This is a genomic window from Rhodoferax sp. (assembly GCF_023701345.1).
Taxonomy (GTDB): Bacteria; Pseudomonadota; Gammaproteobacteria; order Burkholderiales; family Burkholderiaceae_C; genus Rhodoferax.
This window is the reverse complement of the sequence record NZ_JAMPXE010000009.1, coordinates 14,133-37,975: the sequence shown is the minus strand read 5'-3', so window position 1 is coordinate 37,975 and position 23,843 is coordinate 14,133. Positions and strand designations below refer to the sequence as shown.

24 protein-coding genes are annotated in these 23,843 nt (G+C 63.1%); 4 read left to right on the top strand and 20 right to left on the bottom strand.

Annotation, left to right across the window (positions count from 1 at the left end; all coding sequences use genetic code 11):
- Window position 1: 1 nt before the first annotated feature.
- The 3 genes from NDI87_RS02525 to NDI87_RS02515 form a co-directional block, all read right to left on the bottom strand.
- Window positions 2–484, bottom strand: a complete 483-nt coding sequence (locus NDI87_RS02525) for a nuclear transport factor 2 family protein (RefSeq protein WP_296273229.1) — start codon at window positions 482–484, stop codon at window positions 2–4.
- Between the two features lie 22 nt (window positions 485–506).
- Complete coding sequence (locus tag NDI87_RS02520; RefSeq protein ID WP_296273228.1) at window positions 507–860, bottom strand: CZB domain-containing protein; 354 nt, start codon at window positions 858–860, stop codon at window positions 507–509.
- Window positions 861–928: 68 nt separating this feature from the next.
- The gene (locus tag NDI87_RS02515) at window positions 929–1,477 is read right to left on the bottom strand and encodes a carboxymuconolactone decarboxylase family protein (protein WP_296273227.1); all 549 of its coding nucleotides are present in this window, start codon (window positions 1,475–1,477) and stop codon (window positions 929–931) included.
- Between the two features lie 139 nt (window positions 1,478–1,616).
- Here NDI87_RS02515 and NDI87_RS02510 point away from each other — a divergent pair, with 139 nt between their 5' ends.
- Window positions 1,617–2,513: a LysR family transcriptional regulator gene (locus NDI87_RS02510; protein ID WP_296273226.1), complete on the top strand. Its 897-nt coding sequence runs from the start codon at window positions 1,617–1,619 to the stop codon at window positions 2,511–2,513.
- A 501-nt stretch (window positions 2,514–3,014) separates the two neighbouring features.
- Here NDI87_RS02510 and gspF read toward each other — a convergent pair.
- From gspF to NDI87_RS02430, 16 genes are all read right to left on the bottom strand, one after another.
- Window positions 3,015–4,247, bottom strand: a complete 1,233-nt coding sequence (gspF, locus tag NDI87_RS02505) for a type II secretion system inner membrane protein GspF (protein WP_296273225.1) — start codon at window positions 4,245–4,247, stop codon at window positions 3,015–3,017.
- A gap of 24 nt (window positions 4,248–4,271) precedes the next feature.
- Window positions 4,272–5,717, bottom strand: coding sequence for a type II secretion system ATPase GspE (gspE, locus tag NDI87_RS02500; protein WP_296273224.1), 1,446 nt, complete (start codon window positions 5,715–5,717; stop codon window positions 4,272–4,274).
- A 22-nt stretch (window positions 5,718–5,739) separates the two neighbouring features.
- Window positions 5,740–7,746, bottom strand: a complete 2,007-nt coding sequence (gene gspD, locus NDI87_RS02495) for a type II secretion system secretin GspD (RefSeq protein ID WP_296273241.1) — start codon at window positions 7,744–7,746, stop codon at window positions 5,740–5,742.
- An 87-nt stretch (window positions 7,747–7,833) separates the two neighbouring features.
- The gene (gene gspN, locus NDI87_RS02490; RefSeq protein ID WP_296273223.1) at window positions 7,834–8,616 is read right to left on the bottom strand and encodes a type II secretion system protein N; all 783 of its coding nucleotides are present in this window, start codon (window positions 8,614–8,616) and stop codon (window positions 7,834–7,836) included.
- Window positions 8,613–9,095 (bottom strand): type II secretion system protein GspM, encoded by a 483-nt coding sequence (gspM, locus tag NDI87_RS02485; RefSeq protein WP_296273222.1) that lies wholly within the window; start codon window positions 9,093–9,095, stop codon window positions 8,613–8,615. The genes gspN and gspM overlap by 4 nt, the downstream gene beginning before the upstream one ends.
- Entirely contained in the window at window positions 9,092–10,324 is a 1,233-nt protein-coding gene (gspL, locus tag NDI87_RS02480; RefSeq protein WP_296273221.1) for a type II secretion system protein GspL, read from the bottom strand. The genes gspM and gspL overlap by 4 nt, the downstream gene beginning before the upstream one ends.
- A gap of 16 nt (window positions 10,325–10,340) precedes the next feature.
- Window positions 10,341–11,306, bottom strand: coding sequence for a type II secretion system minor pseudopilin GspK (gene gspK, locus NDI87_RS02475; protein ID WP_296273220.1), 966 nt, complete (start codon window positions 11,304–11,306; stop codon window positions 10,341–10,343).
- Window positions 11,303–12,040 carry a prepilin-type N-terminal cleavage/methylation domain-containing protein gene (locus NDI87_RS02470; protein ID WP_296273219.1) on the bottom strand — a complete coding sequence of 246 codons (738 nt, stop codon included), beginning with the start codon at window positions 12,038–12,040 and terminating at the stop codon, window positions 11,303–11,305. The genes gspK and NDI87_RS02470 overlap by 4 nt, the downstream gene beginning before the upstream one ends.
- Window positions 12,040–12,399 (bottom strand): type II secretion system minor pseudopilin GspI, encoded by a 360-nt coding sequence (gene gspI, locus NDI87_RS02465; RefSeq protein ID WP_296273218.1) that lies wholly within the window; start codon window positions 12,397–12,399, stop codon window positions 12,040–12,042. Before gspI ends, NDI87_RS02470 begins: the two co-directional genes overlap by 1 nt.
- Window positions 12,396–12,902 carry a prepilin-type N-terminal cleavage/methylation domain-containing protein gene (locus NDI87_RS02460; protein WP_296273217.1) on the bottom strand — a complete coding sequence of 169 codons (507 nt, stop codon included), beginning with the start codon at window positions 12,900–12,902 and terminating at the stop codon, window positions 12,396–12,398. The genes gspI and NDI87_RS02460 overlap by 4 nt, the downstream gene beginning before the upstream one ends.
- Window positions 12,874–13,317, bottom strand: a complete 444-nt coding sequence (gene gspG, locus NDI87_RS02455) for a type II secretion system major pseudopilin GspG (RefSeq protein WP_296273216.1) — start codon at window positions 13,315–13,317, stop codon at window positions 12,874–12,876. The genes NDI87_RS02460 and gspG overlap by 29 nt, the downstream gene beginning before the upstream one ends.
- A 96-nt stretch (window positions 13,318–13,413) precedes the next feature.
- Window positions 13,414–13,590, bottom strand: coding sequence for a hypothetical protein (locus tag NDI87_RS02450; RefSeq protein ID WP_296273215.1), 177 nt, complete (start codon window positions 13,588–13,590; stop codon window positions 13,414–13,416).
- A 12-nt stretch (window positions 13,591–13,602) separates the two neighbouring features.
- A complete protein-coding gene (lpxC, locus tag NDI87_RS02445) occupies window positions 13,603–14,526 on the bottom strand; it encodes a UDP-3-O-acyl-N-acetylglucosamine deacetylase (RefSeq protein WP_296273214.1) in 924 nt (307 codons plus the stop codon).
- Window positions 14,519–15,160: an FMN-binding negative transcriptional regulator gene (locus NDI87_RS02440; RefSeq protein ID WP_296273213.1), complete on the bottom strand. Its 642-nt coding sequence runs from the start codon at window positions 15,158–15,160 to the stop codon at window positions 14,519–14,521. Before NDI87_RS02440 ends, lpxC begins: the two co-directional genes overlap by 8 nt.
- A gap of 18 nt (window positions 15,161–15,178) precedes the next feature.
- Window positions 15,179–15,442, bottom strand: coding sequence for a Txe/YoeB family addiction module toxin (locus tag NDI87_RS02435; RefSeq protein WP_296273212.1), 264 nt, complete (start codon window positions 15,440–15,442; stop codon window positions 15,179–15,181).
- Window positions 15,439–15,681 carry a type II toxin-antitoxin system Phd/YefM family antitoxin gene (locus tag NDI87_RS02430; RefSeq protein WP_296273211.1) on the bottom strand — a complete coding sequence of 81 codons (243 nt, stop codon included), beginning with the start codon at window positions 15,679–15,681 and terminating at the stop codon, window positions 15,439–15,441. Before NDI87_RS02430 ends, NDI87_RS02435 begins: the two co-directional genes overlap by 4 nt.
- Window positions 15,682–15,804: 123 nt before the next feature.
- Between NDI87_RS02430 and NDI87_RS02425 the strand changes: the two genes are divergently transcribed.
- Genes NDI87_RS02425 through NDI87_RS02415 form a run of 3 tightly spaced genes read left to right on the top strand, consistent with a single transcriptional unit; the run spans window position 15,805 to window position 22,345 of the window.
- Entirely contained in the window at window positions 15,805–18,105 is a 2,301-nt protein-coding gene (locus tag NDI87_RS02425) for an ATP-binding protein (RefSeq protein WP_296273210.1), read from the top strand.
- A 2-nt stretch (window positions 18,106–18,107) separates the two neighbouring features.
- Window positions 18,108–18,566 carry a response regulator gene (locus tag NDI87_RS02420; RefSeq protein WP_296273209.1) on the top strand — a complete coding sequence of 153 codons (459 nt, stop codon included), beginning with the start codon at window positions 18,108–18,110 and terminating at the stop codon, window positions 18,564–18,566.
- 17 nt (window positions 18,567–18,583) lie between these two features.
- Window positions 18,584–22,345 (top strand): EAL domain-containing protein, encoded by a 3,762-nt coding sequence (locus NDI87_RS02415; protein WP_296273208.1) that lies wholly within the window; start codon window positions 18,584–18,586, stop codon window positions 22,343–22,345.
- 163 nt (window positions 22,346–22,508) lie between these two features.
- Here the strand turns inward: NDI87_RS02415 and ftsZ are convergent, their stop codons facing one another.
- On the bottom strand, window positions 22,509–23,762 hold the full coding sequence (gene ftsZ, locus NDI87_RS02410; protein WP_296273207.1) for a cell division protein FtsZ: 1,254 nt from the start codon (window positions 23,760–23,762) through the stop codon (window positions 22,509–22,511).
- Window positions 23,763–23,843 lie beyond the last annotated feature (81 nt).

Genomic DNA, 23,843 nt, shown 5'->3' with positions numbered 1-23,843 from the left:
CTCACAGCCCCATTTGACTCAGAGACGCATGGTCATCGGGTCGGCGTCCCGGTGGCCACAGCAATTTGCGTTCAGCAAACGCGATGGGCATGTCGTTGATGCTGGCCAGGCGTAACTGCATCAGACCCTGTGCATTAAACTCCCAGTTTTCGTTGCCATAGCTTCTGAACCATTGGCCATTCCGGTCATGCCACTCATAGCAAAACCGGGCCGCAATGCGGTTGCCGTGGAATGCCCACAACTCTTTGACAAGTCGGTACTCCTGTTCACGCTCCCATTTTGCCGTGAGAAAGACCTCAATGGCTGGGCGGCCAACGACAAATTCCGAACGGTTGCGCCATTGGCTCAGCTCGGTGTAAGCCAAGGCCACCCGTGCCGGATCGCGCGAGTTCCACGCGTCTTCGGCCATTCGAACCTTGAGCACGGCGGACTCAAGGGTGAACGGTGGTAAAGGGGGGCGGGATGAGCTCGTGTTCGGGTGCATGGTGTGACACGCCAGTGAAGGTTTAGATGCCGGCTGCCTTGCGCAACTGGATAAAGGACACGCTGAGTGCGCTGGAAGCCTTGGCATAGGGACTGCCCGCATTCAGCATGGCGTCTGCCACAGTGAATTGGTGGGTGTTCACCGCTCTTGCAACCTTGGTCACCTCAGCATGGAATTCCAGATGCTTGCGAACACAGTCACCGTGGGAGGCATGCTGACCAAAGTGGTTTTTGCCTTCCCCGTGCAGCCAGATACCCAATTCGCAGCAATCGTCGCGCGCCAAGGTGATCAAGTCCATTTGCTCGCGTTTGGAAATTGCTGCACGGAGTTTGGTCTTCCACAAGGCGTGGGTTTGAACGGCGATATCGAGATTCATGCTGTCTCCTGGTTGCGTGGGTTGTAGGTTACGTTGGGGCTGCCGATTGGGGCGGCAGCACGGCTTCTTCAGGCGGCCAGCTTGGCGTTGACGACGGGAAAGTCGATGTCGGTCTGTGCCACGTTGTTGATGTAGTTGGTCAACACGTTGACGGCGACGTTGGCCACGATTTCGATCACTGCGGCCTCATCAAAGCCGGCCAGGCGCAGGGTGGCGATGTCAGCATCGCTGACACGGCCGCGCGACTGCGCCACGCGCAGAGCGAACTGCAGGGCCACTTGTGTGCTGGCGTCTTCGGAGTGGCCGTCGCGGGCGGCGTCCAGCTCGCTACGGCTGAGCTTGGCCACGTTTTGTCCCAGGTAGTCATGGGCCGAGAGGCAGTAGTCGCAGCCGTTGTATTCAGCAATAGTCAAGGCGATGCGCTCGCGCAGTTGCACGCTGAGCTTGCCCTTGCCCAGGGCACCGTTCAGGGACAGATAGCCTTCCAGGGCTGCCGGGCTGTGGCCCACCAGTTTCATCAAATTGGGCACCACGCCCAGTTGCTTGTGCACGGCGGCCAGCAAGGGCTTGGCGGCTGCTACGGAGTTGTCGACGGTGGGGATGCTGATTCGGGACATGGTGATTTCCTTGAAGGGTTTAAGAGTGGGGGAACCGGTCTTCGCCATCTTGTGCAGCGAATGGGTGAACTGTATTTAGTTCTTCTGCCAAAGAGAATCACCGCTAAACTCAATTCACTCTTCCACCAAGCGGAATGCCATGGACCGATTTCACCTCATCAACGTCTTCATCGCCGTCGTGGATTGCCAGGGTCTGGCCGGTGCGGCGCGCAAGTTGAACCTGTCGCCACCGGCGGTCACACGGGCCATCAATGAACTGGAGTTGCATCTGGGTCTGCGCCTGCTAACGCGCACCACCCGCAGTGTGCGGGTCACGGACGCGGGGGAGCGCTATGCGCAGGATTGCCGCCGCATCCTGGCGGAGATGCTGGAGGCGGATGAGTCGGTCAGTGGCATGCACACGTCACCCCGTGGAAGGCTGACCATCACTGCCCCAGTGTTGTTTGGAGGGATGTATGTGACACCCGTCGTCACGGAGTACCTGACCCGCTATCCCGAGGTGAGCGCATCCTGTCTGTTTCTGGATCGGGTCGTCAACTTGCTGGACGAAGGTGTGGATGTCGCAGTCCGCATCGGTGAACTGCCGGATTCCACCATGCAGGCCATTCGTGTCGGGCAGGTTCGGCGCGTGATCTGCGGCGCACCAGACTATCTTGTCAGGCACGGAATACCGACCATTCCCGATGATTTGCACCACCACAACATTATTTCCGCCAGCAGTGTGACGCCGAACCCGGAATGGAAACTGGTTGACAAAGGCGAGCCTCGAAGCATTCGACTTAATGCACGGATGATTACGACGACCAATGATTCTGCGGTGGCTGCAGCCGTCGGCGGTTTTGGGCTGACTCGGCTGCTTTCGTACCAAGTGGCAGATCACTTGCGCACTGGAAGGCTGAAGACTGTGTTGCCGGACTTTGAACCAGTTGCTTTGCCTGTGCATGTGGTTCACCGAGAGGGTCGGCAAGCGCCACAACGTGTTCGCGCATTCCTGGACTTGGCGATCGAACGGCTTCGCCAAGATGCTTTAAATTGAACGGTCCGATGGGGGGGTGCGACCAGATTGTAAGAACAGTCTCCAAGAAATTGGTATTGGCTTACCCAGAAGCTGATCGTGGCGACTGCCCGGTTCTGCACGCACGATTCAGACTTTCCCGCCGCCATTGTTGGTAATGCGGACGGGGCATCGACAACCTTGCGGCAGCTTTATGGAACCTCGGCAGTGTTTATTTTTCTGTTGCCCGGAAGCTGACACCCGTGGGCATCCGCATTTGGTCGAGTCCGGGTGGCCACTTTGGTGAAAGGTTCGCCACATAGCTGCCTGTCGATCCCTAGATGGCAATGGCCGATTTAGAGCAGGCAGATCGCAAATCTCTACGCCCGGATACGCTGCAGAACAGTCCGTAAAACCAACACCGACATCGGTGATTCTTGTCTTCTTGCTCAACGACCAACCACGCTCACCAGCGGGATAAGGGCTGGGGTGGCGGCCGATTTCTGGGCCTTTGACAGTATGAGGCCGCCGCCCCAGCGCGCCCTACCGCACCAACTGGTTGAGTTGGATGATCGGCATCAGCACCGCCAGCACGATCAGCATCACCACCATGCCCATGGCCACAATCAGCAGCGGCTCGAGCAGGGTGGCGAGCTGCAGGGCGCGGCGCTGCACCTCGGTGCCGAGCTGTTTGGCGGCGCGCTGCAGCATCAGCGGCAGCGTGCCGGTTTGCTCACCCAGGCGCGCAAACATGGCCAGCAGCCCCGGAAAACGCTTCTTTTGCGCCAGCGCCGCGGCCAGCGGTGCGCCTTCACGCACCAGCACCAGGGCATCGAGCGCGTCGGTGCGCATGGCACGGTTGGACAGGGTCTGGGCGGCGGCCTGCAAGGCTTTCAAGATGGGCACGCCCGCCGCTGCCAGCATGGCCAGGGTGCTGGCAAAACGCGCCGAGTTGTAGCTGCGTGACATCTTGCCCAGAATCGGCAGATTGAGCCAGGCTGCGTCAAATTTTTCACGGAACGGGGCGTTGGCCAGAGCCAGGCGCAGGCCGACAACGCCGCCGGCCAACGCCAGCAACAGCAGCCAGCCGTAGCTGCGCAGGAAGGCGCTGGTATTGATCATGATCACGGTCAGCAGGGGCAGCGCGCGCTTGCTGCCGGCAAACACGTTGGCCACCTGCGGCACCACGTAGGTCACCAGAAACAGCACGATGACGATCGCCACCAGCGACACGATGGCCGGGTACAGCGCCGCGCCGATCAGCTTGGCTTTCAGCGCGTGCTGCTCTTCCAGATCGTCGGCCAGACGCTCCAGCACCAGCCCCAGATTGCCGCTTTGCTCGCCGGCGCCGATCACGGCAACAAAGATATCCGTGAACTCGCGCGGATGCTGCGCCAGCGCCTTGGCAAACGGCGCGCCGCCATTGACCTCGGCGCGCAAGGTGGCCACCAGTTCGCGCTCGGGCGCTTTTTCGGCTTCGTCCGACAGCGATGCGAGGGCGCGCTCCAGCGTCAGCCCGGAAGACACCAGACCGGCGAGTTGACGCGTCCAGATGGCCAGTGCGGTGGCACTGAAGACGCGTCGATAAGACCGGCCCACGCCACCCGTGCCGGCCTTGTCGGCGGCACCCGCCTGGGCACTGACGGGCTCCACCTTGAGCGGCACCAGCGCCTGGGCGCGCAGCAGGCCGCGCGCTGCCTTGGCCGAGTCGGCCTCGATCACCCCCTTGCGGGTGTCGCCAGCGGTGCTGATGGCTTCAAAAGAATAAACGGGCATGGGGTTGTCTCTGGCTTGCCGGGCCTAGTCGCGCGTGACGCGCAGCAACTCTTCGCGCGACGTGATGCCCTGGCGCACCAGGCGTTCGCCATCTTCACGCATCAGCACCATGCCGGAGGCAATGGCCGCGGCGCGGATATCGGCCTCGGCGGCCTGACTGTGGATCTGGGCGCGAATGGCATCGTCGGTGACCAGCAGTTCAAACACACCGCTGCGTCCGCTGTAGCCGGTTTGGCCGCATTGGGGGCAACCAACGGGGTGATAAACCTCCGGGGACATGGATTGCCGCGCTTCGCTCGCAATGACGGATGGCGCCTTGCAATGCGGGCACAGTTTGCGCACCAGGCGCTGGGCCAGCACACCGAGCAGCGAGGAACTCAATAAAAACGGCTCCACACCCATGTCGGTCAGGCGCGTCACGGCGCTGGCGGCGTCGTTGGTGTGCAGCGTGGCCAGCACCAGGTGGCCGGTGAGCGAGGCCTGGATGGCAATTTGCGCGGTCTCGAAGTCGCGGATTTCACCGATCATGATCACATCGGGGTCCTGCCGCAGGATGGCACGCAAGGCCTTGGCAAAGGTCAGGTCGATCTTGGCGTTGACCTGGGTCTGGCCGACGCCCGCCAGTTCGTACTCGATCGGATCTTCCACCGTCATGATGTTGCTGCTGGCCGAGTCCAGCCGCTGCAGCGCGGCGTACAGCGTGGTGGTTTTGCCCGAGCCGGTGGGGCCGGTCACCAGCACAATGCCGTGCGGCTGCGTCACCAGTTGCTCAAAGCGGCGCAACACCTCGCCCTGCATGCCCAGCGCTTCCAGGCTGAGCCGGCCCTCGGACTTGTCGAGCAAACGCAGCACGGCGCGCTCGCCGTGGGCGCTGGGCAGGGTGCTGACGCGCACGTCGACGGCGCGGGTGCCGATGCGCAGGCTGATGCGACCGTCCTGCGGCAGGCGGCGCTCGGCAATGTCGAGTTCGGCCATGATTTTCAGGCGAGAGATCAGCGCCGCATGCAGCGCCCGGTTGGGCTGCACCACCTCGCGCAGCGTGCCATCGACGCGAAAACGCACGCTCGAGTGGCGCTCGTAGGGCTCGATGTGGATGTCGCTGGCGCCATCGCGCGCGGCCTGCGTCAAGAGCGCGTTGAGCATGCGGATGATGGGCGCGTCGTCCGAGGTTTCCAGCAGGTCCTCGATGGCCGGCAGCTCCTGCATCATGCGCGACAGGTCGGCGTCGCTCTCGACCTCGCTGACGACCGCCGCCGCGCTCGATTCGCCCTGGGCGTAGGCGGCGCTGATGCGCTGGATCAGCGTCGCAGCGGTGTGCGTCTGCAACTGGCAGTGCGGGTATTTGCGCAGCACCTCGCCGACGGCGCTGGGCGCAGACGCCGGATGCACCAGCAGGGTGAAGGCGCCCGCGTCTTCTTCCAGCAGCAGCTGGTGGGTTCGGGCAAAGGCATATGGCAGTGGGTAACGCATGGACCGGCTCGTTGGCTATGGCTTATCGGGCAGGCGTGCCCAGCGGGACTGGTGTGCTGCCCGCAGTCGCCTTGACCGGCGCTGGTGGCAACAGCGGGGCCTCGTTGATGGGCACCAGGCTGCTGGGCTTGGGCTGGGCCGTTTGCAAGCCGGCACGCATCAGGTCATAACGGTCCAGCGACAGTTGGTCGGTGGCTTGTGCATCACGCACCACCACCGGGCGCAAAAACACCATCAGGTTGGTTTTTTTGCGGTTGCGGGCCTCGCTCTTGAACAAATTGCCAAACAGGGGCACATCGCCCAGGCCGGGCACTTTTTCCTCGTTGCCCGAATATTCGTCCTGCAGCAGGCCGCCCAGCACGACAATGGCACCGTCTTCCACCAGCACATTGGATTCGATGGTGCGCTTGTTGGTGGTCGGGCCGTTGGGGGCGTTGACGCTGGAGGCCAGCACGTTGGAGACTTCCTGGTAAATCGCCAGCTTGACAGTGCCGTTTTCGCTGATTTGCGGCTTCACCTTGAGCGTCAGGCCGACGTCCTTGCGCTCGATGGTCTGGAACGGGTTGACGGAACCATTGTTGCTGCCGGTATTGGTGAACTGGCCGGTGACAAAGGGCACATTCTGGCCAATCACGATCTTGGCTTCCTCGTTGTCGAGCGTCAGCAAGTTGGGGGTTGAGAGCACATTGCCGCTGCCTGAATCTTCCAGGAATCGCGCCAGGAAACCGAGCACATAAACCCCATTGGTTTGCTGCACTGCGCCAAAATTGAGCCCGCGTGGCGCCGCTACGCCCCCGGTGGCGCCGGCGGTGGCCAGGTTGATGATGTTCTTGCCGCCGGTGCCAAAGTTGCTGCCCAGCAGGCCAATCACACCATCACCGGCCTTGCCCAATGGCCCCTGCCACTGGATGCCGAATTCAGCCGCCCGGTCGGCGCTGACTTCGGCAATCAGGCTCTCGACAAACACCTGGGCGCGGCGGCCATCGAGCTTGTCGATGACCGCGCGCAATTGCCGGTATTGCGGCTCGGGAGCCGTGATGATGAGCGAATTGGTGGCCACATCGGCCTGAATCTGGCCGCCAGTGGTGGCTTGCGCAACCGCAGCACTGCCCGCCGCGCCGGTTGCCGCTGCCGGCGCGGCAACAGACGCAGCCCCACCGCTGATGGCCGCACGCAGGGTGGCCGCCATTTTGGTGGCATCGGCATTTTTCAGGTAGACCACATGGATGTTGCCAGCCGCGCCATTGCTGCCGCCCGTTTCGGGCTGGTCCAGCCGCGCCACCAGCGAACGCGCCAGCGCCAGTTGCGCGCCGTTGGCGGCACGCAAGATCAGGGCGTTGGCGCGGGGCTCGGCGATCAGCGTGGTTTTGAACGAGGTGTCGGCCTGGCCCGCCGGGGCACCTGAAGCACTCGAACCCAGCAGTCTGAGCACCAGCGGCGCCAGATCCGAGGCAATGGCGTGCTGTAACGGAATCACCTCGACATCGGTGGCGTTGGCCGTGTCCATGGCGGCAATGATGCGCCCCATGCGGCGCAGGTTGTCGGCGTAGTCGGTGATCACCAGCGAGTTGCTGCCCGGATTGGCGTTGATGGTGTTGTTGGGGCTGATCAGGGGCCGCAGCACCGGCACCAGGTTGTTGGCCGATTCAAAATTGAGCTTGAAGATTTGCGTGGCGATCTGGTTGCCCGAGGGCAGGCGGCCTTCCTCGCCGTCGAGCATGCTCACGCCGGCACTTTGCAACTTGGCATCGGCCTCTGGCACCACCTTGTACAGGCCGTCAGTTTCCACCAGGGTGAAGCCCTGCAGGCGCAGCGCCGCCACAAACTGGCCCATGGCCGCCGCGCGGCTCACCGGCCTGTCAGTGACCAGGGTGATGGTTCCCTTGACGCGCGGGTCCACCACCACATTGCGTCCGGTAATGCTGGCAAAGGTGCGCGCCACCGCATCGATCTCGGCGTTATTGAAGTTCAGCGTCACCGGCTCAGCCGTTCTGGCGCCGGTCTGCGCCATGGCGCCGGGGGCGAACATCGCCACGGTCATGGCCAGCAGGGTGCCCGCCGCAAGGGCGCAAACAGGATGAGGGGATTTGACGGATTTCGATTTGGTCATGCTGGTTCAACCCACTTTGATGATGGAACGTGCACCATTGCGCCGTCCGATAAGATTCAGAAGATTCGACAGGGCCGCCTGGTGTTCCGGTGCGGCACTGGCCTCGCCATTAAAGCGCAGTTGCCCACCCACCCATTGGCCACTGCCCGAAATTTGCAGGCTGCCCTGCTGCGTCGTCAACACCAGGGTGATCGGCGTGCCACCGGTCAAACTGAAGCGGTAGCTGCCCATGGGGCGCAATGTGGACAGGTGCGATGACAGATTCATGGCGTCGAGTTGCGCCGCACCCGTCACCACCAGCCGCCCCGCTGCCCAGACCAGCATCAGGCCCTGCGTGCTCAATTGCAGCTCGCCCTGCGGCTGGATGGTGTTCCAGGGTGTACCCAAGCCGGCCAGCAGCCAGGCCGGCCACTGCGACTGGGCATCTGACAGCTTCACTTGCAGGCCATTCCAGCGTGGCTGAACGCGCATGGACCACGCTTGCTGCATGCAGCACTCGGCGTTGAGTTGCACGTTGGCGCCCCCCAGGGCAGGCGCCAAAATCCAGTCCAGCCGGCCGGGCAACATGGTCACAGCCGGACTGCCCTGGCCACCCGTGAGCGTGACGCGGGCCGAGCCCGTCCAGACCGTGCCGCGGGCTTCCATCAGCAGCACCTGGCCGCCGCTGGCCTGCCGGACCAGCGACGACAGCCAGCGCGCCGGGGCAAAGAGCACCATGCTCAGCGTCAACCCCAGCAGCGCACCTGCCAGCGCCCAGCGCCAGGGGGTGTTGCCTTGCCCGTGCTTCACGGCCGCGCACCCAGGCTCAACATTAGCGTGCCATCCCAACTGCCGGCCGGATTGCGCACCAGGTGCGCTTCCAGCGGCGCGGTGTGGGCGTTTTGCCGGGCCGTGGCGAGCCACTGCGCCAGGGCGCTGGCAGGGACTGCCTTGAGCGTGACCGTGACGCGATCGGCTTGTACCGTCATTTGTGCGCCTGTTCCAAGCGGCTTCAGGGCGGCTTCCAGCGCCTGGCGGGCCGCCTCGACCGAGAGCACGGGTTGCGCCTGCAAGGCTTTGGCCTGGGCTTGCAGACGCTGCATGTATTGCAGTTGGGCATCCAGTGCCTGATGCTGCGCCGGTGCTGCCTTGAGCACCGTCAACGCCGGCGCCAGCGCCAGCCACCACAACAGGGCCAGACCGATCAATACGCCGGCCAGTAGCACCAGTCGCTGTTCACGCGGTGACACGCTGCGCCAGCGGTTTTTTAATTGCGTCAACAGGTTCATGGTGTCGGCCCCGGTTTAATCACCCACTGCGAGCCATCCCAGCTGGCAGCCAGGCTCTGCTGCTTAAGCGCCAGGACCAGCCGTACCTGCTCTGCTTCTGAAACGGCCGGCGCTTTGACGCGCAATTCCTGTGATTGGTAGTCAATTGCCGTCAAGGTTTGCGTGACGGGTAACTGGGCGCCCAACGAGGCCAGCATGGCTTCCATGTCGGTGCTTGATGCGGCACCGCTGGCACGCTGCAAAGCAGCCACTTCGCGTGCCATTTGCAGCGGCGCATCGACCACCACCGGTATTTTGGGAAAGGTGCTGCCCAGCACCGCGCGCACGGCCTGGCGTTTGCCCTGCAGCGCCATTTGCTCGCGCAAGGCCCAGGCATTCAAACCCACCAGATTGACCAGCAGCAGCGCCACCAGGGCCAGCCGCGCCGCGCGCCATGGCGGGGCATGGAGCAAACTTTTGACACCCTGTGCCAGCTGCGCCCAAGCCCGGTCACGGTTGGCATTGACCAGGTCGAACTGGGCCAGATCCCATGCGCTTTGCGCTGCCTGCAGCAGCCGCTGGGACCGCTGTTGCAAAGTGACCGGGCGCTTGAACAGGCTTTCAGCCTGCGCGGCCACAGCCGGTTCGGCGACCACCGCAGGCGGCGACCCTTCAGCCGCGGGCTCACCCAGCAAGTTCAATGTGGCGGCTGACAGCGGACATGACAACAAACGCCCCCCCACCAGCACCGGATGCTGTTCATCCCCCATCACGTAGATCGTCTGCGCCAGCGCCTCGGGGGTGAACTCGGGCACGATGCGTGCAACCGAAAAACCTGCCTGAACCAGGGCCTGCAAATGGGCATGGAGCCAGGCCCGGTCACAGGCCACCACCCACACCGGGGCCTCTGCCACCGGCTGGGGTTGCAGCGCCAGGTGCAGCTGCGCCGGTTCGTCAAGCAGCCGGTCTTCCAGCAAGCCATCCAGGATGGCGCGCAGGCGGCTTGCGCCCCGCTCAGCCATCAGGCCACGCGCCAGACTGCCCTTGGGCAGAGTCACCTGATGCCAGGACAAGGCGGACATGGGCAGCAGCACGACCACCTCGGTCTGACGATCCGGGGGCAACGGCAACAAGGACAGCGGCACACTGGCGGCGCGGGTTTCTGCGCTGCCGTCGGAGCCCAGCACGTAGTCATACAACACAGTGGCATCGGCGCTGGCCGCAGGCAGGGAAATGATGAAAGAAATCATGGTGCGCAGTTTCAGATCATTGTAAGAGTGGCGAGCGCCATTGGACGACTTCACGCGTGCGGCTCAGAATTTTTACTTCCATACCATCGCGTTGCAGTACCGAGGTCTCCTGCAGCGTGGCCTGGCCGACCCGGAGCTGCCCGGTCACGCTGAAAAAACGGCTGGCTATGGCGTGCGATTCGGCATTCAGTTTGATCCCGGCATCGCCGACACGTTTCTCCGCATCGGACAGTGTGCTCAGGTGTCGCATGTCGCGTGCGGCCTCCAGGGCACGCGCCCGTGCCATGTCCAGCTTGGGAATGCACGCCATCAGCACCTCTGGCGTTGCCGTATTGAGGTTGACCGGGGTGCGCGCCGGCAGCAGGGTCACAAACGGTTGCAAGACCTGCAGGGTGGCTGGCGACAAACCCAGCCAGCGCAAATCAGCAACAGCCTGCGGACGCAAGGGCGCGCGCGCCGCGGTTTCTTTATCGGTGCCCGGGGCGTAGGCCAGCAACAGTTGCTGCGACAAGGTCAACAACTCGGACTCAGGCAGGTTCAATTGTTTGAACAGCTTGGTCCAGGCCGCCATGCTGGCCTCATGCAGCTTGCCGTTGTCAATCAGGTTGCTCACATTCATGCGCGCCTGCAGGTCCTGCAGGTTGCCGGCCAGAAAAGCATCCTGCACGCCATCGGCATCATCACCCACCAGCGCCTCGCCACGCTCGGCAGCCAAAAAAGTGGTCAGGCGCGCCGGCGCCAGCGCCACCGCCCAGGGCTCGGACAGATAGTCGGGGCCGCCCTGGCGCGCGTCTTCACGCAAAATCAAACGCGCCCAATCGAGGGCACCGGTCAGAACCCAGGCCGCCTGCACGCGGGTGCGCTGGGCTGATTCCACCTCCACGGCGCGCCATTGCTGCCACAGCATGGCGGACGCCAGCGTCGCCACCAGCACCACGGTGAGCATGGCGGTCAAAATGGCCGCGCCGCGTTGCGCCCTCATTTGCCGCCCCCCATCGAGCCGCGCACCCAATCGCGCGTCAGGGTGCCATGGATGGCCTGACCGGGTGATAGCGTCAACACCAGCCGCACCCCATCGGGCACCGTAGCCAGGGCGGTCGTGGCAGTGGGCTGCGGCACGGGCGGTTTATCCGTGGCAGGCTCGGCATCGGCATCTGCATCTGTATCCGTGCCTGCCGCCTCTGTGCTGCCGACGCTTGACAGCGGATTGCTCCAGGCATTGCCGCGGTAATAAAAAATCTGCCACTGGTCGAGCGCCACCGTGCGCACCTCGCGCACCAGGTCGTCGTCGCTCGGCGTTTGCGCCCAGACCTGCGCTTTTTGCCAGGCCAGCGCCAGTTCGCTGCGTGTCAGCAGGGGCGGCGACTGCCAGCGCAGCCACAGGCCCTGGCCTGCCTCGCTGCGTCGGGCCCAGGCCACTACGTGCAGGCCTTCCCCCTGCCCCGCACTGCTGCGCCGGACGATGCGCAACGCCCGGCCGTCCCAGTCCAGGCTGGGCGTGTCGGGCTGCTCGGCCATGGCCTCCAGGTCGGCACCCCACTGCGCCAGCGTGGCCTGCAGCGCCAGCACGTCATCGGACTGCTGTTGCAAGCGGATTTGCGCGCGGCTGACGCCGTCCAGGCCGCGCCAGCTCAACACCGTCATCAAAGCCATCAGGCTGATCGCTACCAGCAATTCAATCAGGGTAAAGCCCCGGCAACCCGTGGCGCGCCGCATCAGTAGCGCCCCACCACGGTGGTCAGGCGCCAGATCGGCGCCTCGCCGTCCAGCACCCGGGCATCAACGCGCCTGAAGTTGGGGTTGGGCGTGGGGCGCACCACCAGCGCCACCGTCAGGCTGCGCCCGGCCTGCTGGCAAGCCACAATGGTATCGCCGACGTCGGGCATTTGTTTAAGCAGACGGATTTTGACCAGTTCGTTTTCAGCGCACAACTGCGCCAGCACCATGTCTGACTGGCGCTGCGCGTGCTTGGTGAGCGCTGCCGTGGCCTGCAAACCTGCCATCAGGGCGATGGCGACGATGGCCAGTGCCACCAGCACTTCGACCAGGGTAAAACCGCGGACAAACCGTTTCACGGTGTAGCCGCCTGCACCGTGAATGGCCGCACGCCGTCGGTGGCCAAACGCACGTGCTGCGCGGGCTGGCTGCGCGACAGCAAGGTCACGCCTTGCGGCTCAATGATGGGTTCGGGGCCCAATAAAAGGGTGTCGGGCTGGCCTGGCATGTCGACGCTGGCCGTGGTGTCCGCATCCAGCCAGGCTTGCGGCAAATCATCCTCTGATCGCTCGGACGGCGGCAAACCCTCAAACTGAAATCCCTGCGTGGTCACCCGCCAGCGCACCGGTATGCCACTGATCTGCGCGCGCGCACGGGCTGACTCGAACAAGGCCGACAGGCGCAGGGCTTCACGCTCCAGCTGGGTTTGGGTGCCGTCGCGCATGGCAAAACCCACACCGACAGAGGCCATGGCCACGATCGCCAGCACCACCAGCAACTCCAGCAAGGTAAAGCCAGGCGCAGGTCGGGGTCGGGGGCGACGGCGTGACAACTCAGGGCTGCCAGCTGCCGATGTCTGCATTGCGGCCTTCACCACCGGACTGGCCATCGGCGCCATACGACATCACATCGACTTCGCCCTTGATGCCAGGGTTCAGATAGACATAAGACTGGCCCCAGGGGTCTTGCGGCAGCTTGTCAAGGTAGTTTTTCCAGTTGGCTGGTACCGGGTCCGTGGTGGGCTTGACCAGCAGCGCCTGCAAGCCCTGCTCGGCGCTGGGGTAGCGCTGGTTGTCGAGGCGGTAGAGTTTCAGGGCCTGCATCAGGTTGGCGACATCGGTTTTGGCCGCCGTGACGCGCGCATCGTCTGCGCGGTCCAGCACATTGGGCACGATCAAGGCTGCCAGCACGCCAATGATGAGCAACACCACCATCAACTCGATCAGGGTAAAGCCGCGCTGGAGGCTGCGCAAAAGCAAGGATGATTTTTTGTTCATGGGCCCGATGTTGCCATTTAAAAATGACGTGCTAGCTGAGTTAAGACAAATTTAGCCAGAAAAATCCAGTGCTGTGGGTCTGATCGCACACCGGACTCACACCACCCGCTGCAGAATCAGCACGGCAAAAAAGCCGAACGCCAACAGCAGGGCCCACTTCAGGGTCACCCAGCCATAGTGTTTGAAGCGCGGGTTGCCGGTAGCCGCATAACACGCAAAGGACACCAGGGCCCCCAACAACATCAAAAAGACCAGCCAGCGAAACAACAGCATGGTCAGTCGCACCTACCAGGCGCGTGCCAGTTGGGCAAAACCGGTCGGTGCCAGCTTTTCGTTCTCGAACGTCACCACGTCCCAGGCTTCGCGGTGGTTCAGCAGCTCGCGCAGCAGCAGGTTGTTGAGCGCATGGCCCGACCGGAAAGCGCTGTAGCTGGCCAGCAGGGGTTTGCCCAGCAGGTACAGATCGCCCATGGCATCGAGGATTTTGTGTTTGACAAACTCGTCGTCGTAACGCAGGCCACCGGCATTGAGCACCTTGTAGTCGTCCATCACGATGGCGTTGTCCAGACCGCCACCCAGGGCCAGACCGTTGGCGCGCATCATCTCGACGTCTTTGGTAAAACCAAAGGTGCGGGCGCGGGCAATGTCTTTGGAATACGAGCCCAGGCTCATGTCAAACAGCACACGCTGGCCGGTGGCGTCCACCGCCGGGTGGCTGAATTCGATCTCGAAACTGAGCCGGTAGCCATGGTAGGGTTCGAGTCGCGCCCACTTGACGTTGTCGCCCTCACCCTGGCGCACTTCCACCGGTGACAACAGGCGAACGAAGCGTTTGGGCGCATTTTGCAATTCAATGCCGGCGCTTTGCAGCAAGAACACAAACGAAGCCGCCGAGCCGTCCAGGATCGGCACTTCTTCAGCGGTAATGTCCACATAGAGGTTGTCCACGCCCAGGCCGGCACAGGCCGACATCAGGTGCTCGACCGTGTGCACCTTGGCGCTGCCGGTGGAAATGGTCGAGGCCATGCGCGTGTCGGTGACGGCCAGCGCCGACACCGGAATGTCCACCGGCTCGGGCAGGTCGACACGCCGGAACACGATGCCGGTGTCAGGCGGCGCCGGGCGCAAGGTGATTTCCACCCGCTGGCCGCTGTGCAGCCCCATGCCCACGGCACGCGTCAATGTTTTGAGGGTTCGTTGTTTAAGCACCGGCCGATTTTACTTTTATCAGCTCTGCCATGACCAGCGACTGCACGTCGGCACGCGCACGCAAACCCGCAATGACGCCGGCCTGGTTTTGCGCCGGCTGATTTTGGCTGACCTTCCATTTGCCCAGCAGCCGGGTGATCACAATCTCGATCCCGACCACCGCAGCCATCATCTTCTCGATGTAGTCCTGCGGCGCATCGGAGACGTGCCAGGGCTCAGGCATCGTTGCCTCATGGTTGCGGGTGAGTGCTTCCAGGTGGGCGCGCAACCACACCGCATCATCCATCACGCGCAGACGGCCGTAGGCGTGCGCGACCGCATAGTTCCAGGTGGGCACGGCCTTGCCGTTTTCCGCTTTGCCCGGATACCACGACGGCGTGATGTAGGCATCGGAGCCGTGGAACACCGCCAGCACGTCAAGGTCTTGCGCGGCATCGCGCCAGAGGGTGTTGGCGCGGGCCACATGGCCACGCAAAGTGCCCAGCGGCGCGGGTTCGTCCGACAGCAGCAAGGGGATGTGATTGGCGTTGAGGCCGTCGGCTGACAGGGTCACCAATGTAGCCAGGGGGCGCGCACGCATCAGCGCGTGCAAAACCTCAACCCGGGGCTCATCAAAGTGTTTGGGGATGTACATGGTCAAGTCTAAGTAGGGTTACTCATAGTGTGTCCACATACGCAGGATACGAACCGCCTTCTCTTGGGTAAAGACCTCGTACACCATGCGGTGCTGAATATTGATGCGTCGAGAGTATGCGCCAGCAAGATCACCGACCAACTTTTCGAAGGGTGGTGGATTTTGAAATGGGTCGTTGACAAGAGCCGCGAGAAGTTCTTGCGCCTTTGGCTTAAGACCACTTGCAGCAAGCTTCTTGGCGTCCTTCATGGCTTGCCTGGAATAAACAATTTCCCAGCTCACCACTCAAGCACTTTCGAACTTTTTGCAAGGGGCTCGGCCATGCCCTCCTTGATGGACTCACGCATGCCAGGCACGGCCAACAGGTACAGGGTTTCTTGAATTGCGCTCCAATCTTCTGCGGAAAGCAGCACGGCACTGGCGCGTTTTCCGGAAATGATGATCGGCTCATGAGACTCAACGGTTTGATCGATGAGCCGGTACAGGTTTGCGCGCGCTTCGCTGGCGGTAAGTGTGTTCATTTCGTGCTCCTTCAAAGAAGCCATATAGTACGCTAATGCGTACGGTTGTCAAGCAACCATGCAAGCGTATGATGTCCTTGGGCAGCAGGCAACACCATCGCAACACGACTGGAGCTTGACGGAATGAAACGGGATCGCAGGGGGGCACAACTGTTTGACAAGCTATTTCGCCGGGCAAATCCCGGCAACTTGCCTGTGCGCGGGCTCGGGTCGGGCCTGACGATACAGCGCTACCTGACCCGGCTGATCTGGATCAGCGTGGTGCCGCTGATCCTGCTGGCGGCTTATCTGGGCTACAACAGTGTGCGCAATGACCAGTCTCAGCGCGACCAGCTCGCCGCCAATGTGGCGCAAAATTTGGCCACCGCGATCGACAACGAGCTGACGGCGCGCATCCAGGGCCTGCAGCTGCTGGCAGCGTCGCCGCTGGCCAATGACGCGGCGCGGCGCGAAGCTTTTTACCAGGAGGCACAGGGCTATCACGCCAGCTTTGGCAGCCACGTCATCCTGGCCGACATGACACAGCAGATGCTGCTCAACACGCGGGTTCCGTGGAGCACCGCATTGCCCATCTTGCCGCGCCCCAAAGGGCGCGCCGCGGTACCGGTCGCCATCGAAACGGGCCAGCCGGCCGTCGGCGACCTTGTGCCGGGGCCGGTCGTCAACGAGCCGCTGGTGGCCATTGTGGTGCCGGGCCAGCGCCACGGCAAAACCGCTTTCCTGCTTCTCACCACGCTGACAGCGTCCGAATTTCAACAGCGTTTGCAACGCGTGGCGCTGCCCGACGGCTGGGCGCTGACGCTGCGCGACAGCACCGGCGCCGTGATCGCGCAGCATGCACCGGCGGGTGTGAGCGCTGCCGATGCCCTCAGCCGGGGCGCGCGCTTCACTGCCGCATCAACGCGGTCGCCCTGGTCGGTGCAGGTCGAGATACCGCCCGACCTGTACCGCGCGCCGATCGTGGCGGCGACCACCGCGCTGGCGTTGCTGGTGCTCGGCGCGAGCTTGAGCGGGTTGCTCGGTGGCGGCCTGGCCGCGCGACGATTGGGTCGCGCTGTGGCACAGCTGGCACAGCCGGGTGTGGCGGATGCGCCGCCCGCTGACATTGCCGAAATCGACGCGGTGCGCGCTTTGCTCGATGATGCTGCGCGACAGCGTGCCGGCGCCGAGGCCGAATCCACACGGTTGCTGGCGCAGGTCACTGAATCGCGCGGCGCCCTGTTGCTCGCGCTCGAGGAGCAAAAGCAGGCGCATGCGGCCCTCACCAAAAGCCAGCGTTTGCTGGCGGAAACGGAGCAGATGGGAAAGGTCGGCGGCTGGGAATTTGATGTTGCAACCGGCAAACAGACTTGGACACCCGAGGTTTACAAAATTCATGAAGTGGACCCGGGGTTTGATCCGACCGTAGACGAAGGTGTCAATTTTTATGCCCCAGCTTGCAGGGCAACGATCGAGCAGGCGGTGCGACGCGCCATCGAGCAGGGCGAGCCGTTTGACCTGGAACTGGAAATCATCACCGCCAAAGGCCATGTGCGCATTGTCCACACCATTGGACAGGCAGATGCACAGCAACACCGGGTCCATGGATTCTTTCAGGACATCACCGAGCGCAAGCGCGCCGAGCTCGAAGTGCGCAAGCTCAACGCCGAACTGGAGCAGCGCGTGGCCGAGCGCACGGCGCAGTTGACGCAGGCCAACCAGGAGCTCGACACGTTTGCCTATTCGGTCTCGCACGACCTCAAGTCGCCGCTGCGCGGCATCGACGGTTACAGCGCGCTGCTGCAAGAAGAATGCGCGGCGCAATTGAGCGCCGACGGCCGCCTGTTTGTTGACAACATCCGGCAAGGGGCGCGCCAGATGACCACGCTGATCGACGACCTGCTGGCCTATTCACGCATGGAGCGGCGCACCCTGCGAAGCGTGCCGCTGCCGCTGCGCGAACTGGTGCAGGCGGTGCTGGCCGAGCAATCCCGACAAATCGACCAGCAGGGTGCCGAGGTTCGCATCGAGATGCCGGCGCTGGTGGTGTTGGCCGACCGCGACGGTGTCGCGCTGGTGCTACGCAATCTGCTGGAAAATGCGCTCAAATTCAGCGGCAATGCCAAACCACCGCTGGTCGAAATTGGCGCCCGGGATGAGGGGGATGCGTGTACGCTGTGGGTGCGCGACAACGGCATCGGCTTTGACATGCAATTCCATGACCGGATTTTTGATATTTTTCAGCGCCTGCAGCGCGCCGAAGACTACCCCGGCACCGGCATTGGCCTGGCGCTGGTGAGCAAGGCTGTGACGCGCATGGGCGGGCGGGTCTGGGCGCAAAGTGCACCCGGCGCGGGGGCCACGTTGTATGTGTCACTGCCGAAATACGTCGCGCCTCCGGCACCGGGCGCGGCCAGTAACGGCGAACAAGCCAAGGAGGATTGAGCATGCCAACTTCGGACCCCAAAACCTTAGGCGCGCCGGCGTCAAGCCTGCTGCCGCCGATCCTGCTGGTGGAGGACAACCCGGCAGACGTTGACCTGACGCTGCGCGCTTTTGCCCGGCGCAAGTTTGCCAACCCGGTGCAGGTGGCGCGCGACGGCGAAGAGGCGCTGGCCTGGCTGCCGCGCTGGGAGGCTGGCGAGGTCTTGCCGTTGATGATCCTGCTCGACCTCAAATTACCGCGGGTCAGCGGGCTGGAGGTGCTGCGCGCGTTCAAGGCGCACCCGTTGTGCCGCAGCGTTCCGGTGGTGATCCTGACCTCTTCCAATGACAACAGCGACATCCGCACGGCTTACGACCTGGGGGCCAACTCGTACATTGTCAAACCGGTCGATTTTGTCAAGTTCATGGAGGTGGCCGCCCAAATCGAACTGTATTGGGGCGTGTTGAATAAACAGCCGTGATGATTGGGAATATGACGATGAAAGTGCTTTACGTTGAAGACACGGCGCAGGATGCCGATCTGGTGCGCCGGGCACTGACGCGGCTGTCACCGCAAACGGAGCTTGAAGTGGTGACCAGCCTGGCGGCGGCGATTGAACGCCTGGCGCAACAGCCCAGCCCGGCCTTCGATCTGGTGTTGGCCGACCTGGCGCTGCCCGACGGCAGCGGCCTGCAGTTGCTGGCCCACATTCGACGGCAGGAGTTGCCGCTGGCGGTGGTCATTTTGACCGGCTCCGGAGACCAGGACGCGGCGATTGCGGCGCTGCGCTCGGGCGCTGACGATTACCTCATCAAAAGCGACGATTACCTGGCGCAATTGCCCGCAACGCTGGCGCGCGCGCGCGCGCGTTTTCAGGCTGGGGCAGTGCGCAAGGCGGTGCCGATCCGGGTGCTGTACGCCGAACACAACGCGTTCGACATCGACCTCACGCGCCGCCATCTGGCCCAACACACGCCGCACATTGCGCTGGACGTGGTCGGCAACACCAGTGAAGTGCTGGCGCGATTGCCGACCACCGCGGCGCAGGCCTGCGGGTATGACGTGCTGCTGCTCGACTTTCGCCTGCCCGGCGCCAATGCACTGGAGCTGGTCAAGGTGCTGCGCGAAGAACGTGGCCTGGGCTTGCCAATTGTGCTGGTCACCAGCCAGGGCAACGAGCGCATTGCGGCCCTGGCGCTGCACCTGGGCGTGAATGATTACCTGACAAAGCACGAGGGCTACCTGTTTGCCTTGCCCGCCACGCTGGAAAAAGTGCAGCACCACGCGCAACTCGAGCGCGAACGGCTGGCCCTGCGCGAGAGCAAGCTGCGCTATGACGAACTGGTGGCGCGCATTCCGGTGGGGGTTTACCGCTACCGTATGTTGCACGACGGCAGCCACCGCTTTGATTTTGTCAGCCCGCGTTTTTGCGCCATGCTCGGGCTCGACCGTGCCGCGGTGCTGGCCGATGACAATGCCGTTTTTGCGCGCGTGCACGGCGACGACCTCGGTGATTTAATGCAGGCCAACGACGCGGCGCGCAACACGCACCAGCCGTTCAGCTGGGATGGTCGTTTTGTGATTGACACGGCAACCCGCTGGATGCGGCTTGAATCGACACCAGCCGCGCAGCAAAACGGCGATGTGGTGTGGGACGGTGTGCAGATCGACATCACCGAGCACAAACAGGCGCAGCAGCTCCAACAGATGCGTAACGCGGTGCTGGACCAGATCATTGCCGCCCGCCCATTGCCGCAGATCCTGGAAAGCATTGCGCTGGGACTGGAGGCGATCCAGCCGCACAGCCGGGTCTCGATCCTGCTGCTCGACCGCGGCACGGGCCGGCTGACAGTCGGCGCCGCACCCAGCCTGCCTGATTTTTTCAACGCCGCCACCGAGGGCTTGCCAGCTGAGGCGAGCGCCGGTTCGTGTGGTGCCGCAGCCTACCTGGGCCAAACCGTCATCGTCGAGGACATTGCCACGCACCCGAACTGGGCCCCCTACCGCGCCATCGCGGCGCGCGCGGGTTTGGGGGCCTGCTGGTCGCAGCCGTTCAAGGACGACGACGGCACCGTGCTGGGCACGTTTGGCGTTTACTACGATACGCCGTGCGCGCCGCAGGCGGCCGACCTGGCGCTGATTGCCGAGTTCGCCCGCATCACCAGCCTGGCGGTGCAAAAAACCCGCAGTGAAGCCGCGCGTCTGCGCTCCGAGCAGCGCTTTCGTGCCACCTTCGAGCAAAGTAGCCTGCTCAAGTGCATCACCGCGGCCGATGGCACGCTGCTGTCGGTCAACCAGGCCGAGCTCGATGTCCTTGGCGTGCCAGCGGCCGACTTGATTGGGCAACCGATCTGGCAGCTCCCGTGGTGGCGCGACCAGCCGCCGCAACAGGCCCGCCTGCAGCAGGCGATTGCCCGCGCCATAGCGGGCCAGACCGACAATTTCGAGGTCGAACAACCCAAGGCCGACGCCAGCCTGATAGTGGTCGAATATCGAACCACGCCGATCCAGATTGACTTAGAGGTCCAAGTGCTGGTGGCGGGCATCAACGTCACCGAGCGCAAACGCGCCGAAGACGCATTGCGTCAGTCGGCCATGGTGTTTGGCAGCACGCGCGATGGCGTCATCATCGCCGATCTGGAAGGCCGCATTCTCAGCACCAACGCGGCCTTTACCGAGATCACCGGTTACACCGAAGCGGAAGTGCTGGGGCGCAACCCGCGCCTGCTGCAATCGGGCCGCCAGGACCGCGCCTTCTATCAGACCCTGTGGGCCAGCGTGTTGACCAACGGCCACTGGCAGGGCGAAATCTGGAATCGGCGCAAGAATGGCGAGATTTACCCGCAATGGCTCACCATCAGCATGGTGCACGATGAGGACGGCCAGCCGAGTCGTTATGTTTCGGTGTTTTCCGACATCAGTCAGGTCAAGCAGGGGGAGGAAAAGCTTGAGCACTTGGCGCACTACGATGCGCTGACCCAATTGCCCAATCGACTCCTGCTGTTTTCGCGGCTGACGCACAGCATCGAGCAGGCACAACGCGATGGGAAAATGTTGGCATTGCTGATGCTGGACCTGGATCACTTCAAGGATGTGAACGACAGCTTTGGCCATCTGGCCGGCGACGAACTGTTGCAACAGGTGGCCCAGCGCCTGAACGACCGCTTGCGCGGGGTCGATACCATCTGCCGACTCGGCGGTGATGAGTTCACGGTGTTACTGGAAAAAATCTCGCAACCTGACGATGCAGCGCGGGTTGCCAATGACATCATTGCCGCCTTGAGCGAACCCTGGCGTTTGTCCAATGGCGCGGAGGTGCGCATTGGTGTCAGTGTCGGCATCAGCCTGTACCCGGCGCACGGCCAGAGCGCAGAGGAATTGTTGCAGCAGGCTGACACCTCGCTTTACCAAGCCAAGGCCGGGGGACGCGGGCATTTCAAGTATTTCTCTGAAGAAATGACACACGCGGTGCGCAGCCGCATTGATCTCGAAGTGCGCCTGCGCCGTGCCCTGGAACAAAATGAACTGCGCGTGTACTACCAGCCGCAGGTGGACATTGCCAGTGGCCGTATTGTGGGTGCCGAGGCGCTGGTGCGCTGGCTGGACCCGGTGGAGGGCCTGATTCCACCGATTCGTTTCATTCACATTGCGGAGGAAACCGGCCTGATCAATCCTCTGGGCGCCTGGGTGCTGCAGGAAACCTGCCGCCAGGGCCAGCGCTGGATTGAGGCGGGCCTGGCACCGCTACGTCTGGCCGTGAATTTGTCACCGCATCAGCTTTTGCACGGCAACATCAAGACCATCGTGGCCGATGCACTGGCACAAAGCGGATTTCCGTCGGCCTGGCTGGAGCTTGAGCTGACCGAAAGCGCCTTGATGGAACGCGAGGCCGAAGCGATTGAAATTCTGGGTCAATTGCGGGTCCTGGGCGTGCAACTGGCGATCGACGATTTTGGCACCGGCTATTCGTCGCTGGCCTACCTGAAGCGCTTCCCGCTGGACATCCTGAAGATCGACAAGAGCTTTGTTGATGAGTTGTCGCACGACCGTGATGACCAGACGATTGCCGCCACCATCATCGCCATGGCGCATACGCTGCGCCTGAAGGCACTGGCCGAGGGGGTGGAGACGCAGGACCAGCTTGATTTTTTGCGGGCGCAGGGTTGCGATATGTACCAGGGCTACCTGACCAGCCCGCCGCTGCCGGCAGAAAAATTCGAACAATTACTGCTGGCGCATGCTTCGCGCGGCCAGGCATGAGCTGGCCATCCGTGCTGTCAGACCCGAATTCAAAGCGCCAGTCGCTCCCAAATCAATCGCTGTCAGAGCCTGTTGTATCAGGGCTGCAGGCTATAAAAAAGCCGATCGTGCAAGCGGCTTTTGCGCCCTTGTCAAAGCTGCTATTGGTCGGGTTTGAGGCGGCTTAATCCGCCTGCTTGCGCAAAAACGCCGGGATCTCGAAGTCGTCCATGCCGCCGCTGCTCAGCGCATCGACCTTGGCCGCCGCCGAAGTGCGGTTGCGCCAGACGCTGGGGGTGGCCATGGAGCCGTAGTCGGTCTGGCTGCGCCCCGCGTTGCTGGTCGCCATCGAGTTGCCCGCATGGCCCACACCCACCGGGTTGTTGAGGGTCGGGATGTTGAACGGCACGTCGTGGGTGCCGGTGCGCAGGCCCATCTCGGGCTGGGTTTGCGTCACCACCAGTTTCGGGCGCTGCGCCTGGCGGCTCAGGCCGGTGGCCACCACCGTGACGCGAATCTGGTCGCCCAGGTTGTCGTCATACGCTGTGCCGTAAATCACATGCGCGTCCTGCGAGGCGTAGTCGCGGATGGTGTTCATGGCCACCTTGGACTCGGACAGTTTCAGGCTACCTTTGGCGGCCGAGATCAGCACCAGCACGCCTTTGGCGCCGGACAGGTCAATGCCTTCGAGCAGCGGGCAGGCCACGGCCTGCTCGGCGGCGATGCGGGCGCGGTCCGGGCCGGCCGCCACGGCGGTGCCCATCATGGCTTTGCCGGGCTCGCCCATGACGGTGCGCACGTCTTCAAAGTCGACGTTGACATGGCCGGGCACATTGATGATTTCGGCGATCCCGCCGACGGCGTTCTTGAGCACGTCGTTGGCATGGGCAAAAGCCTCGTCCTGGGTGGCGTCGTCGCCCAGCACGTCGAGCAGTTTTTCGTTCAGCACCACAATCAGCGAATCGACATTGGCTTCGAGCTCGGTCAGGCCGCTCTCGGCGTTGTCCATGCGGCGCTTGCCTTCAAACTCGAACGGCTTGGTCACCACACCCACGGTCAAAATCCCCATTTCACGCGCAATGCGGGCAATCACGGGGGCGGCGCCGGTGCCGGTGCCACCGCCCATGCCGGCGGTGATGAACAGCATGTGCGCGCCGTCAATGGCTTCGCGGATGTGCTCAATGGCCAATTCGGCCGCTTCGCGCGCCTTGTCGGGCTTGCTGCCAGCGCCCAGGCCGGTGCTGCCGAGCTGGATGATGAGGTGGGCGTCGCTGGTGCTGAGCGCCTGCGAGTCGGTATTGGCGCAGATGAATTCCACACCCTGCACGGCGCTGGCAATCATGTGCGCCACCGCGTTGCCGCCGCCGCCGCCGACGCCGATCACCTTGATCTGGGTGCCTTGGTTAAAGCCTTCTTCGTCGATGAGTTCAATGGGCATGGTGTTCTCCTTGGGTTTCAATAAATAAAAAATAACTGGACAAAAATGTTGGTAATGGGCTCACGGATTCGACAGGCGGGT

Excerpts from the sequence above, each read along its gene's own strand:
- NDI87_RS02525 (WP_296273229.1), bottom strand. The coding sequence starts at position 484 with ATGCACCCGAACACGAGCTCATCCCGCCCCCCTTTACCACCGTTCACC.
- NDI87_RS02520 (WP_296273228.1), bottom strand. The coding sequence starts at position 860 with ATGAATCTCGATATCGCCGTTCAAACCCACGCCTTGTGGAAGACCAAA.
- NDI87_RS02515 (WP_296273227.1), bottom strand. The coding sequence starts at position 1,477 with ATGTCCCGAATCAGCATCCCCACCGTCGACAACTCCGTAGCAGCCGCC.
- NDI87_RS02510 (WP_296273226.1), top strand. The coding sequence starts at position 1,617 with ATGGACCGATTTCACCTCATCAACGTCTTCATCGCCGTCGTGGATTGC.
- gspF (WP_296273225.1), bottom strand. The coding sequence starts at position 4,247 with ATGCCCGTTTATTCTTTTGAAGCCATCAGCACCGCTGGCGACACCCGC.
- gspE (WP_296273224.1), bottom strand. The coding sequence starts at position 5,717 with ATGCGTTACCCACTGCCATATGCCTTTGCCCGAACCCACCAGCTGCTG.
- gspD (WP_296273241.1), bottom strand. The coding sequence starts at position 7,746 with ATGTTCGCCCCCGGCGCCATGGCGCAGACCGGCGCCAGAACGGCTGAG.
- gspM (WP_296273222.1), bottom strand. The coding sequence starts at position 9,095 with ATGAACCTGTTGACGCAATTAAAAAACCGCTGGCGCAGCGTGTCACCG.
- gspL (WP_296273221.1), bottom strand. The coding sequence starts at position 10,324 with ATGATTTCTTTCATCATTTCCCTGCCTGCGGCCAGCGCCGATGCCACT.
- gspK (WP_296273220.1), bottom strand. The coding sequence starts at position 11,306 with ATGAGGGCGCAACGCGGCGCGGCCATTTTGACCGCCATGCTCACCGTG.
- NDI87_RS02470 (WP_296273219.1), bottom strand. The coding sequence starts at position 12,040 with ATGCGGCGCGCCACGGGTTGCCGGGGCTTTACCCTGATTGAATTGCTG.
- NDI87_RS02460 (WP_296273217.1), bottom strand. The coding sequence starts at position 12,902 with ATGCAGACATCGGCAGCTGGCAGCCCTGAGTTGTCACGCCGTCGCCCC.
- gspG (WP_296273216.1), bottom strand. The coding sequence starts at position 13,317 with ATGAACAAAAAATCATCCTTGCTTTTGCGCAGCCTCCAGCGCGGCTTT.
- NDI87_RS02450 (WP_296273215.1), bottom strand. The coding sequence starts at position 13,590 with ATGCTGTTGTTTCGCTGGCTGGTCTTTTTGATGTTGTTGGGGGCCCTG.
- NDI87_RS02440 (WP_296273213.1), bottom strand. The coding sequence starts at position 15,160 with ATGTACATCCCCAAACACTTTGATGAGCCCCGGGTTGAGGTTTTGCAC.
- NDI87_RS02430 (WP_296273211.1), bottom strand. The coding sequence starts at position 15,681 with ATGAACACACTTACCGCCAGCGAAGCGCGCGCAAACCTGTACCGGCTC.
- NDI87_RS02425 (WP_296273210.1), top strand. The coding sequence starts at position 15,805 with ATGAAACGGGATCGCAGGGGGGCACAACTGTTTGACAAGCTATTTCGC.
- NDI87_RS02420 (WP_296273209.1), top strand. The coding sequence starts at position 18,108 with ATGCCAACTTCGGACCCCAAAACCTTAGGCGCGCCGGCGTCAAGCCTG.
- NDI87_RS02415 (WP_296273208.1), top strand. The coding sequence starts at position 18,584 with ATGAAAGTGCTTTACGTTGAAGACACGGCGCAGGATGCCGATCTGGTG.
- ftsZ (WP_296273207.1), bottom strand. The coding sequence starts at position 23,762 with ATGCCCATTGAACTCATCGACGAAGAAGGCTTTAACCAAGGCACCCAG.